The organism is Streptomyces sp. NTD107 (assembly GCF_059510435.1).
In genome coordinates this window covers 260,647-273,398 of the sequence record NZ_JCAJZV010000007.1, presented here as the reverse complement: position 1 = coordinate 273,398, position 12,752 = coordinate 260,647, and the positions used below count along the sequence as shown (strand labels likewise).

Annotated in this window: 12 protein-coding genes; 1 reads left to right on the top strand and 11 read right to left on the bottom strand. The window is 73.0% G+C overall.

The annotated features are described in order from the left end of the window. Nucleotides 1–45: 45 nt before the first annotated feature. The 6 genes from AC5WRL_RS16955 to aztB form a co-directional block, all read right to left on the bottom strand. Nucleotides 46–2,145: an ABC transporter ATP-binding protein gene (locus AC5WRL_RS16955; protein ID WP_496089379.1), complete on the bottom strand. Its 2,100-nt coding sequence runs from the start codon at nt 2,143–2,145 to the stop codon at nt 46–48. After that, entirely contained in the window at nt 2,142–3,203 is a 1,062-nt protein-coding gene (locus AC5WRL_RS16950) for an NUDIX hydrolase (protein WP_496089378.1), read from the bottom strand. Before AC5WRL_RS16950 ends, AC5WRL_RS16955 begins: the two co-directional genes overlap by 4 nt. A gap of 110 nt (nt 3,204–3,313) precedes the next feature. Beyond that, a complete protein-coding gene (gene aztD / locus AC5WRL_RS16945) occupies nt 3,314–4,504 on the bottom strand; it encodes a zinc metallochaperone AztD (protein ID WP_496089377.1) in 1,191 nt (396 codons plus the stop codon). A gap of 23 nt (nt 4,505–4,527) precedes the next feature. Then, nucleotides 4,528–5,457 (bottom strand): zinc ABC transporter substrate-binding protein AztC, encoded by a 930-nt coding sequence (gene aztC / locus AC5WRL_RS16940; protein WP_496089376.1) that lies wholly within the window; start codon nt 5,455–5,457, stop codon nt 4,528–4,530. After that, nucleotides 5,454–6,479: a hypothetical protein gene (locus AC5WRL_RS16935; RefSeq protein WP_496089375.1), complete on the bottom strand. Its 1,026-nt coding sequence runs from the start codon at nt 6,477–6,479 to the stop codon at nt 5,454–5,456. Before AC5WRL_RS16935 ends, aztC begins: the two co-directional genes overlap by 4 nt. A gap of 20 nt (nt 6,480–6,499) precedes the next feature. Then, nucleotides 6,500–7,336 (bottom strand): zinc ABC transporter permease AztB, encoded by an 837-nt coding sequence (aztB, locus tag AC5WRL_RS16930; protein ID WP_496089374.1) that lies wholly within the window; start codon nt 7,334–7,336, stop codon nt 6,500–6,502. A gap of 51 nt (nt 7,337–7,387) precedes the next feature. On the opposite strand from aztB, the gene aztA reads away from it, so the two are divergent. After that, a complete protein-coding gene (gene aztA / locus AC5WRL_RS16925) occupies nt 7,388–8,014 on the top strand; it encodes a zinc ABC transporter ATP-binding protein AztA (RefSeq protein WP_496089373.1) in 627 nt (208 codons plus the stop codon). Here aztA and AC5WRL_RS16920 read toward each other — a convergent pair. The 5 genes from AC5WRL_RS16920 to AC5WRL_RS16900 are packed head-to-tail and all read right to left on the bottom strand — an operon-like array spanning nt 7,986 to nt 12,364. Then, complete coding sequence (locus AC5WRL_RS16920) at nt 7,986–8,207, bottom strand: hypothetical protein (RefSeq protein ID WP_496089372.1); 222 nt, start codon at nt 8,205–8,207, stop codon at nt 7,986–7,988. The genes aztA and AC5WRL_RS16920 overlap by 29 nt on opposite strands. Before the next feature lie 21 nt (nt 8,208–8,228). After that, a complete protein-coding gene (locus AC5WRL_RS16915) occupies nt 8,229–9,164 on the bottom strand; it encodes a PfkB family carbohydrate kinase (RefSeq protein ID WP_496089371.1) in 936 nt (311 codons plus the stop codon). Beyond that, nucleotides 9,161–10,627 carry a purine-cytosine permease family protein gene (locus AC5WRL_RS16910; RefSeq protein WP_496089370.1) on the bottom strand — a complete coding sequence of 489 codons (1,467 nt, stop codon included), beginning with the start codon at nt 10,625–10,627 and terminating at the stop codon, nt 9,161–9,163. Before AC5WRL_RS16910 ends, AC5WRL_RS16915 begins: the two co-directional genes overlap by 4 nt. A gap of 16 nt (nt 10,628–10,643) precedes the next feature. After that, on the bottom strand, nt 10,644–11,645 hold the full coding sequence (locus AC5WRL_RS16905) for an ADP-ribosylglycohydrolase family protein (protein WP_496089369.1): 1,002 nt from the start codon (nt 11,643–11,645) through the stop codon (nt 10,644–10,646). Beyond that, nucleotides 11,642–12,364 (bottom strand): GntR family transcriptional regulator, encoded by a 723-nt coding sequence (locus AC5WRL_RS16900; protein WP_496089368.1) that lies wholly within the window; start codon nt 12,362–12,364, stop codon nt 11,642–11,644. The genes AC5WRL_RS16905 and AC5WRL_RS16900 overlap by 4 nt, the downstream gene beginning before the upstream one ends. Nucleotides 12,365–12,752 lie beyond the last annotated feature (388 nt).

Here is a 12,752-nt window from a genome sequence, read left to right as displayed (position 1 = left end):
GGCGCGCCAGTGTGGGAGGTACGCGCCCCCGGCCGCCAGAGCGCCTTATCGGCCATCCACCGGGGCGCCGGCGGGCGCGAACTGGGCCGCCTGGATCTCGTACAGCTCCCGGAACCGTCCGCCCTCCCGCGCCAGCAGTTCGTCCGGCGACCCGGACTCCACCAGCCGCCCCTCGTGCAGCACATGCACCAGGTCGGCGTGGCGCACCGACGCCATCCGGTGGGTGATGAGAATGATCGTCTGCCCGGCCGCCGCAAGCTCCCTGATCTGCGCGAAGACCCGCGCCTCCTCCTTGGCGTCGAGCGCGGCGGTCGGCTCGTCCACGATGAGGATCTCGCTGTCCCGGTACCGGGCGCGCGCGATGCCGAGCCGCTGCCACTGACCGCCGCTGAGCTGATGCCCGCCCTGGAAGCCGCGCGCCAGCAGCGTGTCCAGGCCGCGCGGCAGCTGGCCGATCACCTGGTCGGCGCCCGCGTATCCGGCCGCCGAGGTCACCCGCCGCTCCTCGATGGGGTCGTTGGGCGCGCCGATGGCGATATTGACCCGGGCGGTGAACCGCCAGCGGTTGAAGTCCTGCGCCACCATGGCGATCCGGGAGAACAACTGCTGCCGGTCGCCGTCCGCCGTGCTGACCCCGCCGAAGCTGACCCGCCCGGTCTGCGGCAGATACAGCCCGGCCAGCAGCTTGACGAGGGTGGTCTTGCCGGAGCCGTTCTCGCCGACCAGCGCGGTGATCCGGCCGCCGGGGACGGTGAGGCTGACCCGGTCCAGGGCCGGTACGGGCTCGGCCTCGGGGGCTGCCGGATAGCTGAACGACACGTCCTCGAACCGGATGCGGTCGATCCGGGCCGGCAGCGGCACCCCGCCCACCGGGATGGCCCAGCCGTCGGCCTCGGTGCACAGCCGCTCCAGATCGGCGACGAACAGCGACTCGTCGTAGAGCTGATTGATGGCGCTGACCAGCCCGCCCAGGCTGCCGGCGCCGGTGCGGATGGCGAGCACGGCGGTGCCGGCCACCGACATGGCCACGGCGCCGCTCCAGGCGAGCGCACCGAGCGTGAGGTAGGTGACGGTGCCGGCCAGCCCGGTCCAGGCGGCGGCCCACAGGCCGGTGCGGGCGTCGAGGCGGGCCAGCCGGGTCTGTTCGCCCTCGGCGCTCTCCGACATGTGGCGGAAGTGCTTGCGCAGAAACGGCCCGACCTGGTGCACCCGGATCTCGGGGGCCGGCTCGGGCCGGGTCAGTTCGTGGCTGAGCAGATGCCCGGCCCGGGTGTGCTGGACCCACACGCGGTACGACTCGTACCGGCGGCGGGTGGTCACCAGCGTGCTCCACATGCTGGGGAGCGTCATGAGGAGCAGCAGCGGGAGCAGTACGGGATGCAGCACCGTGAGCACGCCGGCCGCCGCGATGAGCGAGAACAGTCCGGTGACGGCGCTCAGGCAGTAGCTGATCATGCTGCGGGCGGCGGACGCCCCGTACTGCGCGGTGTCCAGGAGCCGGTGGAACCGGTCGTCCTCCATGGCGGCCAGCTCGACACGGGCGGCGTGTTCGAGATAGCGCTCGGTGGCGACCCGTTCCACCTTGGGTTTGAGCCGTCCCGATCCGTAGGTGGAGGCGGCGGTGAGCAGGGCGGCGGCCACGCCCACGGCGGCCACCACGGCGAGCCCGGGCAGGGCGGCGCGCAGCCGGTCGGCGGGCTGGCCGTCGGCGAGGATCGCGGCGAGTACGGCGTTGACGGCGACCAGGCCGATCGCCTGGGCCAGGCCCCGGCCGATCTCGGCGCCGGCCACCATGCGCAGGGCCGCCGGGTCGGCGGCCCTGGCCAGCCGGACGGACATGCCCACCAGGCTGGGCAGCGATCTGAGCATCTGCCACAGGCTGAGCCGGGCGGACGCGCCCTCGTGGCTGGTCCAGGCGTGGTCGTACAGCAGCGGGCCGCCGAAGAGGAGTTGCTCGGACTTCTGCTGCGCGGGCGGCTCGGGGGCGGGCGGCGGCGGGGGTGGTGGCGGGGGCGGGGTCGGGTGCCCGGGCGGCACGGGGGGCTCGGCGGGCGTCGGCGCGGGCGGCCGGTCGGGGGTGGGGGCCGGCTTCGGCCGGTCCGGGGGTACGGGCGTGGGCTCGCGCCGTGCCGGGCGACCGCTCATGCGTCCACCTCCGTGACGGGGCGGTCGGTGGCGTACGGGATGCCCCAGCGTTCGGCGGCGATCCGGGCCGCCCGCGCGGCCTGCCGGCGGGCGGCCGGGCCCCAGCCCAGCAGTTCGGCGGCCTGCGCCGGGGTGGCGAGCAGCCGGTGGTACGTCAGCCCGGTGGCCGGGTCCACGCCGCGCGGGCCGATGTCGGTGATCCGCCCGGCCATCCGTACCAGGGCGCGCCGGGGGCCGGCCACCGCCTCGACCCACCCCAGCCACTCCGCTCCGCCGAGGGTGAGCCTGGCCTCCTCGTACGCCTCGCGCGCCAGGGTACGGGCCGGGTCCTGGCCGTCGTCCGGCTCCACGGTGCCGCCGGGGAGGAGGACGGTGCCGTCCTTCGGGTCGACGAGGATCACCACCCGCCCGTCCGGGGCGAACAGCCAGCCCCACGCCTGGGTCACGGGGGTGCGGTCGGGGGCCGGCCGGCCGGGGTGCCAGGGCCAGTCGTGGCCGGTGGGCACCCGGGTGATCACCGAGTGGCGTTCCAGCGGCGGCTGCTGCGGCTGCGGTCCGGGGTGCCGGCCGTCCTGGAGGTAGACGGTGCCGGTGCCGCCGAGCCGGGCGCGCAGCGCCGCCAGCATGCGGCGGGCGTCGGGTCCCGCCATCCGGTCGGCGGCCTCGGTCGCGTCGAGGAACGCGTGGTCCTTGAGCTCGCCGGCCGGCAGCCGGATCCGGGCCGCCCGGGCGGCGTCGACCACGCCGCCGTCGAAGACGGTGTGGAACTCGCCGGGGAACGGCAGGTCGTCCGGCAGCCCTTCGATGCGCGGGCTGACATGGTCCACGGCGAGGGCGGGGCCGGGGTCGCGGGTGAGTCCGGTCTCCTCCCACACCTCGCGCCGGCATGCCTCGGTCGGCAGCTCACTCGCCTCGACCCCGCCGCCCGGCAGCAGCCAGGTGTCGCGGTAGGAGGGGCGTACCAGCAGGACGCGCCCCAGTTCGTCCGTCATGAGGGCGGTGGCGCACACCCATACGGCGTGCCGGGAGGCGGCGTACTCGGCGTTGGTGGAGGTCACATGGTCTGGCGTCACACCTCATGATCAGCGCGGAAACCCGGCCCCACCAGGGCGCTCGGCGGCGCGCTGGAAGCGCCCGGGGGCGCACCCCCGGGCGCTTTGCGCGTCGGTCAGTGGGCGAGCACTCCGCTCAGTTCATTGGGCACCTGCGGCAGGGTCACGGTGTTCAGGACCTCGCCGGACTCGATGTCCACGGCGTGCAGTTCCCTGCTGCCGGGCTGGGTGACGAAGGCGGTGTGGTCCCGTACGAAGATCGTGGGCCGCGGCTGCTGCCACTCCAGCGGCTCCTCCCAGGCGTCGACCACCGGGATGGTGTCGGTGACCTCGCCGGCCTCCGGGTCGATGACGTGGATCTGTCCGTCCGTGCCCAGGACGAGGGCTTCGCCGTGCGGGCCGCGGGCCAGGGAGCGGAAGGAGTAGCTGGTGCCGAGGTCGACGAGGGTGAGCGATCCGTCGGCGGTGTTGATGAGGGATATCTGCTCGGGGCGCTCCAGTTCGGCGTCCGGGTCCTGCTTGTAGTCGCCGAGGACGACGGCGGAGGCGTCGGAGCCGGCCTGGTTGCCGATGCGGCCGTAGTCGGTGGGGCTGGTGACCTTGGTGAACGCGCCGTCCCGGTAGATGAGTACGCCGTTCTGGCAGCCGATGACGATGACGTCGTCCTTGGCCGCCGCCTCGCCGTGCACGCCGGGGCAGTCCTCGCTGCGGGCGGTCTCGGCGCGGTCCGGGTCGAGGACGAGGGCGCCGACGCGGGTCTCCTCGTTGCCGAGGGTGACGAGGAGTTCGCCGCTCTCCAGCTCGACGGCCACGCCGTGGTGGGCCTCGGCGGCCTGGTACGTCTCGCTTTCGGGGAGGTCGGCGCCGCCCAGCCGGTGCGGGTCGAAGAGGGTGACCTCGCCGGTGCCGTCGGCGAACAGCACGGTGCGGTCGCCGTGCCGGACCACGTGGCCGGGCTTCTCGGCGGCGAAGGTGGCGTCGGTGAGGGTGGCGCCGGCCGCGTCGAGGACCTGGAAGCCGGCGGCGGTGGAGACGAGGACGTGGCGGTCGTCGCCGGCGGCGTTCAGCCGGTTGAAGCCGTCGAGCGGGATGTCCTCGACGATGTCGAGGGTGGTGCCGTCCAGGATGAGGAGGCCGCCGTCGTAGGTGGCGACGAGCGGTTCGGCGACCTGGGTGGTGGCGGGTGCGTCCTGCTGCTTCCCGCTGTCCTTGGTGGTGTCGCCGTCCTCGGCTCCGCAGCCGGTCAGCACAAGGGCCGAGGCGGCCAGTGCGGCCACCGATCCGGCGATGGACTTCTTCTTCCGCATGGTTTTCTCTCTCTTCTTTCTTCTTATCGCAAGCCGGAGACAATGGCTTCGGTGTTGGAACGCATCAGGTCGAGATAGGTCTCTGCGCCGCCGCCCGGCGGGCTCAGTGATTCGGAGAACAGGGGTATGACGGCCACCCGCAATCCGGTTTCCCCGGCGAGGACCTGGGCGAGGCGGTCGGGTTGTTCGGCGTCGACGAATATGGCGGGCACGCCCGTTTCCCGGATGGCGCCGGCCAGGGATTCGAGATCGGCGGCGGAGGGGGAGGCCAGCGTCGTACCGCTGGGGATGACGGCGCCGACGACGTCGAACGCGTAGCGCTCGGCGAGATAGCCGAAGACGTGGTGGTTGGTGACCAGGGCGCGCCGCCCGTCCGGGATCTCCTCGAACCGGTCCGCCATCCAGCTGTCCAGTGCGCCGAGTTCGGTCAGATAGGCGTCGCGGTTCTTCCGGACGGTGTCCGGGTCCGCCCCGGGCACGTCGGCGACGATCCGCTCGGCGATGAGGGTGGCGGCGGTGGCCACCCGTTGCGGATCGGTCCAGAAGTGCGGGTCGGGCTGTCCGGCCATGGCGTCGGAGGCGTACGGGAGCGGGTCGATTCCGGCGCCGACCTCCAGGGTGGGGGTGCCGGAGCCGGCTGCCGCCTCGACGTGCCGCAGGACGCCTTCCTCCAGGCCGAGGCCGTTGTACACGAGCAGTGCGGCGGTCTCGATGCCGGCGGCCTGGCGGGCGGAGATGCCGAACGAGTGCGGATCGGTTCCGGCGCCCATCAGGACGGTGACCTCGGCCTGGTCGCCGGCGACGCGCTGGGTGATGTCGCCGAGGATGTTGGTGGTGACGACCACGGCGGCCCGGTGGTCGCCGGTGGCGGCGCAGCCGGTCGCGAGCAGGCCGGTCCCGAGGGCGGCGACGAGGGCGAGCGCGCCCGCCGTGAGGGGGTTCCTTCGTCTCATCGCCCGGTCTCCACCATGAGGGAGGGCGTGAAATCGAGTTCGAAGGTGCGGGCTATCCGGAGATCATCCGCGTAATCGATCTCATAAATTTTCTGCCCCGCCACATCATTGACATAGGCACGGCTGCTATCCACTTCAATGCTGTCTCCCGCCAGCGGTATCCGGGCGGTTTCCGCGCCGCTGCCGGGGTCGATCGACATCAGCTCCCCGCTGTCGGTGAGCGCGAGCAGGGCGCCGCCGCTGCCGACGGTGTTCACGGCGACGACGGAGTCGTCGGCGGTGAATTCCCATTCCCCGGCGAGGACATCGAGCGTCCAGTAGCCTCGCCCGTCCGCCGAGGTGGCGGCCAGGGTGGTGCTCCCGCTGCGGTGCCGGAGTTCGGTGGCCCGGGTGCCGGGGTCGGTACCGTCCGGGTAGGGAAGGCGCTGGGCCGCGAACCCGGCTGCGGATTCGGCGGCGGTGACGACCAGCGCGCCGTCGGCACATCCGAGGACGAGGCCGGCCCGGGTGACGGCGGCACCCCCGGGGTATCCGCTGCTCGAAGAGCCTGGGGAAGGGTCGGCGCACGGCTCGTCGAGCCCGGCCCCCCGTACCGTGCCGTCCGCGACCGTGAGGAGCGCGTCCTGGTAGGGGAGGGTGCCGGCCGGCAGGACCTCGTCCAGGGCGATGGCGGCGCGGTAGTAGTGCGAGTGATCGCCGTGATCGACGGTCCAGGCCCCGCTGTCGACGACGTGGACCGCACCATCGGCGCCGGTCAGATAGCCGTACCGGCCATCTCCTCGTACGCGGGTGAGCCGGTCGCCGTGCCCCACCTCGGTGATCTCCTCGGTGATGAGGTCGAGCACCCGGATCTCTCCGGTGCCGGCGTCGGCGATGACCAGCCGGGACTGCGGTTCGGCGGCTTCCTCGGCGCCTTCCACGTAGCCGTGCGGCGTGGACTCGGAGGCGTCGGTGGCGGGTTGGTTCGGCGCGGAGGCGCACCCGGTCATGCCCAGCACGGCGGGGAAGGTTGCCGCGAGCATGACATTCCTAAATCTCGTGATCATGACTGAGTTCTCTTCTCCAGCAGGGACTTCGCGAGGGTGGCCAGGGCGGAGACGAAGAACAGCCCCACCGCGACGGCGGCGATCGTGGCGCCCGCGGCCGTACCGCCGTGCCAGGAGATGACCAGCCCGGCCACCGTCGAGACGGCACCGAGCAGCGCCGCGCCCAGCATGATGAGCGGGACCCGGCGCGCCCACAGCGCGGCGGCGGCCGGCGGGGCGATCAGCAGACCGAACACCAGCAGCGTGCCCACCACATGGAAGGACGCCACGATCGCCAGCGTCACCAGCCCGACCAGCACCCCGTGCGCCCACCGGGGCCGCAGCCCCAGGGTGTGCGCCTTGCGCGGGTCGAACGCCAGCGCCATGAACGACCGGTGACCCAGCGCCGTCACCACCGCCGCGCACCCCAGCGCCACGGCCAGGAAGACCAGGTCCCCCTCCCGTACCGCGAGCACATCGCCGAACAGGAACCCGGTCAGATCGACCGCGAACGACTGCGAACGCGACACGATGATGACGCCGAGCGACAGCATTCCGACGAACAGCAGCCCGATCCCGGTGTCACGGGAGATCCGCTTCGAACGCCCCAGCGCGGTGACCCCGAGCGCCATCGCCCCGGCGCTGGCCGCCGCCCCGATCAGCAGCGAGCCGCCGAGCAGCGAGGCGAGCGCGACACCGGGCAGCATGCCGTGCGCCATCGCGTCGCCGAGAAAGGCCATGCCGCGCAGCACGACCCAGGTGCCGGCCAGGGCACAGATCAGCGAGACCAGAATCCCGCCCCACAGCGCCCGTTGAACGAAGGACACCGCGAACGGTTCGAGCAACCACTCCATGAGCGGTCACCCTATAATGAAAACGATTATCGTCAGCACTTAAGGACTGTCATGCCGGTCACACTCCACGAGGTCACCGCCGACTACGCCGGCCACCGCGCCCTGCACGGCATCACCGCGACCATCCCCGCCGGGCAGGTCACCGCGCTCACCGGCCCCAACGGCTCAGGAAAATCCACCCTCCTCGGCCTCCTGGCCGGCACCCTCGCCCCCACCACCGGCACCATCAGCTACACACGCCCCTGCCGCCCCGCCTACGTGATCCAGCGCAGCGCGGTGCCCGACACCCTCCCCCTCACCGTGCGCGAAACCGTCACCATGGGCCGCTGGGCCGACCGCGGCCCCTGGCGCCGGCTGACCCGCGCCGACCGCCGGATCGTGGACGAGAGCCTGGACCGCCTCGGCATCGCCGACCTGGCCCACCGCCAACTCGGCGACCTCTCCGGCGGCCAGCGCCAGCGCACCCTCATCGCCCAGGCCCTGGCGCAGCGTTCCCCACTGCTCCTGCTGGACGAACCCACCGCCGCCCTGGACGCCACCGCCCAGCGGCAGATCACCGACACGCTCTCCCGTATCGCGGCGGAGGACGGCACCACGATCCTGCACGCCACCCACCACCCGGCCGAAGCAGCCGCGGCCGACCACACCCTCACCCTGACCGCGGGCCACCTGTGCTGACCCGCAGAAGCCGCTCCCGCTCCGCCGCCACCACCCGCCGCGCCAACTCCCCCTCCGACACATCCAGCGCGTCCGGCGCCTCCCGCGCCCCGGCCACCGCCCGCTCATGGTCCGCGACCACCCCCCGGGCCAACTCCCCCAGCGCCACAGCCTCCACCGGCTCCACCTCCTCATCACCCGCATCGTGACACACGTCACTGACAGTGACGGCCGGTCAGTGTCGAGCGAGGAAATCCGCCAGCTCGGTACGGGTCGGGGCGGTGGCCGGCCCGGACCGGGTGACGGCGAACGCCGCGACCGCGTTGGCGGTACGCGCCGCCGTGAGAGGGTCGGCCCCCTGGCCGAGCAGCGCGAGGAAGGCGCCGACATGCGCGTCCCCGGCCCCATTGGTGTCCACCGCATCGACGGAGAACCCCGGCACCCGCAGCGGCTCCCGGCCGGAAAGGGCCAGCACACAGCCGTCCCGCCCGTCCCGTACCAGCGCCCCGGCGGCCCCCGGCGACAACCGCCCGCGCAACGCCACGGCCGCCGCCCCCGGATCCTGGAGCCCGGTCATCAACCGCGCCTCACGGGCGTTGGCGCTGAGCCAGTCCGCGCGCGCCAGCACCGGCTCCAGCACGGCCGGCGGAATGTCCGCGACCAGCGGCGCCGGGTCCAGACATACGGTCACCCCGGCCGGCAGCGCGGCCGTGAAGGCGGCCAGCAGCGGCCCGACCCCCGGCAGTACCAGCGCGTACCCCGACAACTGGACGGTGTCCCCCGGCCCGACCCGCTCCCGCAGCGCGGCGATGTCCGCGTCCGCGAGCCGCGCCTCGACACCGAAGCTGGTGACGAACGTACGCTCGCCGCCCGCGTCCACCATCGCGACGGTGAACCCGGTGTCCCCGTCCGCCCGTACCGGCAGCAGCACCTCGACGCCCTCCGCCGCCAGCGCGGCGCGCACCAGTTCCCCGTACGGTCCGGTGCCGTGCGGCCCGGCGAACACGGCGGGGGTGCCCAGCCGGCGGGCGGCGACCAGGGTGTTGAAGCCACCGCCCGCGGTGAGCCGGGCGTTCGAGCCGAGGACGTCACCGCCGCGCTCCGGCAGCGCGGGCACCTCGATCACCAGATCGGCGATCACATTGCCGGCCAGCACCAGCCGCCCGCTCACCGCCCCGCCCCCTGAAGGGCAGGAGACTCGTCCGTCACCGGGGTACCGGCGGACCGCCCGGCCAGCGCGTACACAAGAGCTCCCGTCCCCATGGCGATCGCCCAGCCCAGGCCGTTCGTCCCCGCCCAGCTGTCCGCGAACGGACCGGCGAACCACACGTCGTCGGGCCCGGTGGCCGCCCGGGTGAACAGCAGCCCGGCCACGATGGCGGCGGCCCAGCCCAGCACGGCGGGCAGCCGGTAGCCGCCGGTGTACCAGTAGCGGCTGCCGCGCCCGGTGTCCATCAGCGCCACGGGGTCGTACATACGGCCGCGCAGCGAGTCCACCGCGACCACGCCGATCCACGCCGAGATGGGCACCGCCAGCAGCGTCAGGAAGGTGGTGAACGGGCCGTAGAAGTCGTCGGCGATCAGCATGAAGTAGATGCCGCCGGCGAACATGAGCACCACATCGAGGGCGACGGCGGTGATCCGGGAGGTCCGCAGCCCCAGGGTGATCATGGTGAGGCCGGCCGAGTACGTGGACAGGTGGTTGGACATCAGCAGCCCGCCGAAGGCCGCGATGAGATAGGGGATGGCCATCCAGGACGGCAGCATCGCGTTGATGGCGGCGACCGGATCGGTGGCGGTGGCGAGCGTGGGATCGCCGGCCGCCAGCAGTGAGCCGAGCGAGATGAGCAGCAGCAGCGGGATGCCGGCGCCGAACGCGGAGGCCACCACCAGCCGGCCGCCGGGTATCTCGCGGGGCAGATAACGGGCGTAGTCGGCGCCCGCGTTGGCCCAGCCGATGCCGGTGCCGGCCGCCACGAAGCCGATGCCGGTGATCACCGCGCTGGTGGGCCCGGCGGGCGCGTCCAGCACCTGGTGCCACTCGACGGTCGCGACGAGGAAGCCCATCACCACCAGATTGAGCACGCCGAAGGCGATGGTGGCCCACTTGTTGATCCACATGATGGTGGCGTGCCCGAGGCCGCTGATCAGCAGCGTGCAGGCGATGAACACCAGCAGGCACAGCAGGGTGAGCACGGTGCCGGCCCGGAAGCCGAACGCCACGTTGAGCAGCGCCAGCAGGGCGTACGCGGCGGTGGTCGTGGAGATGGTCTCCCAGCCGATCCGGCTCAGCCAGGTGACCAGGGTCGGGCCGGCGTTGCCGCGCTGTCCGAAGACGGCCCGGGAGAGCGTGAGGGCGGGGGCGCCGCCCTTCTTGCCGGCCAGGCTGAGCGCCCCGACCAGGGCGAACGACCCGAAGGAGCCGATGAGGGCGACCGCCACGGCCTGCCAGATGTTCAGGCCCCGGAAGGCGATCAGGGTGGCGCCCAGGGGAAGTCCGAGGATGGAAATGTTGGCGGCGAACCAGGTCCAGAACATCTGGCCGGCGTGGCCGTGCCGTTCGTGGTCGGGGACCGGCTCGATGCCGCGGGTTTCTACGGCGCCGATCTGATCGTTCGTCGTCGAATCGCTCATGACGGTGCCTCCTTACTTACGTGGTGCGCAGGGCGAGCAGCCGAGCGGTCAGGGGGTGCAGGTCCAGGGAGTTGACGGTGCGCAGGGTGCGCACGACATCGGCGGGCAGGGCGGCGTATCCGGTGACGGAGCCCGCGATGGCACCGGCGATGGCACCGATGGTGTCGGTGTCGCCGCCGAGGTTGGCGGCGAGTACGGCGGCCCGCCAGGGGTCGCCGCCGGCCACCGACAGCACGGCGAAGGCGGCCGGGACGGACTCCTGGCTGGCGACGCTGGTGCCGATGAGCGAGCCGATGCGCTCCAGGGCGCCCTGCTCGTCGAGCCCGCGCACCACATCCCAGGCCCAGCCGATCCGGGTGGCGATGTCGGCCCCGGCGATCCAGTTGCCGCGCCGGGCGCCGGCCCGGGCGGCGGCGGTGGCGGCCCGTACCGCCTGCTGGAGGGTGCCGCCCGCGACCCCGGTGCTGACGGCGGCGGCGACGGCCGCCGCGCCGGCGATGCCGATGGTCGTGTCGTGGGTGACCTGGCAGGACTCCACCACCCGGTCCAGGAACGGCTCCAGCGGCTCGGCCGGGAAGGCGATGCCGATGGGGGTGACGCGCATGGCGGCCCCGTTGGTGGTGCCGTACCGGCCGGCCTCGCGCGGCGGGACGCCCCGGGTGATGGCATCGAGGGCGGCCTTGGTGGAGGGGCCGAGCAGGTCCAGGGACCCCTTGGCCTTCATCTCCGCCTCCCAGGCCAGCAGTTCGCGGGCCAGCAGCAGCGGGTCGATGTGGCCGCCCCCGTCGGCGAGCAGCCGCCCCACCAGGACGGCCTGCTCGGTGTCGTCGGTGATGGATCCGGCGGCCATGCCCGCGCTGATGGGGTTGGCGGCCACGGAGTCGACGAACCCGCCGACCGACCCGTACGCGCGCAGAATGCCCGCCCGGGCCATGGACTGGGTGGGCATGCCGAGCGCATCCCCCAGCGCCAGCCCGTAGAACGCCCCGAGCGCCCGATCGTCGATCCCCGTGGTCACCGCGGAACGCCTCCCTCGTGCGACCGGACCCGCACCTGGAAATGGGCGGGATCCAGCAGGCTGGTGATCTGCTCGACGACCGATCCGTCGGCGGCCCGGTAGACCTGCGTCAGCTGGATGAAGAACTCACCGGCCGTACGGCCCAGCACCGCGGCCTCGGCCTCGTCGATCGCCCGGACGGACAGCAGCCCCTCACCGGAGGCGGTGATCCGCCCGGCGGCCACCAGCGCCTTGTGCAGCGACCCCCCGTCCAGCCCGCGCCGGGGCAGCCCGGCGAGTTCGCCGGTGGCCGGGACCCGGCTCAGCTCCAGGGAGACGCCCTGCCCGTCGGGCAGCCGGCGGACGCGATCGAGCGCGAGAAAGGTGTCCGGTGCTACCCCCAGCTCACCGGCCAGCGCGGGATCGCTGACGGTCTCGAACCGCCGGATCTCGGTGGTCAGCTCGATCCCCTGCTCGGCGAGCGCCTGGGTCCAGCCCCGCCGGTTGTCCAGCGGCGCCCCGTCGAAGGTGACGAAGGACCCGATCCCGGCATGGGTGGCGATCAGCCCTTCCTCACCGAGCACCCGCAGCGCCTGCCGCAGGGTGGTCCGACTCACCCCGAACCGCTCCCGGAGCGCGTGCTCCCCCGGCAGCCGACTCCCGTCGGAATGAACCCCGGCCCGAATCTCGTCGGCGAGCACGCGGGCGATGCGATGATGCTTGTGTACCTGTCCAGGCATGTCCAGAAGATAACCGGATGATTTCCTTCCGGTCCACCCCCGCGGGGCAAGATCTTTTACGGCCCACGCCTTTCTCGTCGATAACTCACAGCAACTGAGGGACACCCAGATCACCATCGGCCCGCCGGCCACCGGGCGCAGCCTGGCCGATGTACTGACCCCGGCGGTGAACCGCGCCGACCCGGCGGCGGACGCCGTTTCCGATGCCACGGTCCGGGCGTTGCTGGCGGGCATCGGCCTGCTGGCCCCCCGTGATCCGCTGCCGTCGGACGGCAGTTGGCTGTCCACGGACGGCCGCTTCCGGCTCGGCGCGCTGGCCGGCTCCTGGTCGAAGCCGGCCGCCGAGTACCTGGGGGAAGGAGCCCGGGAGGCGGCCCGGCTGGCCCGG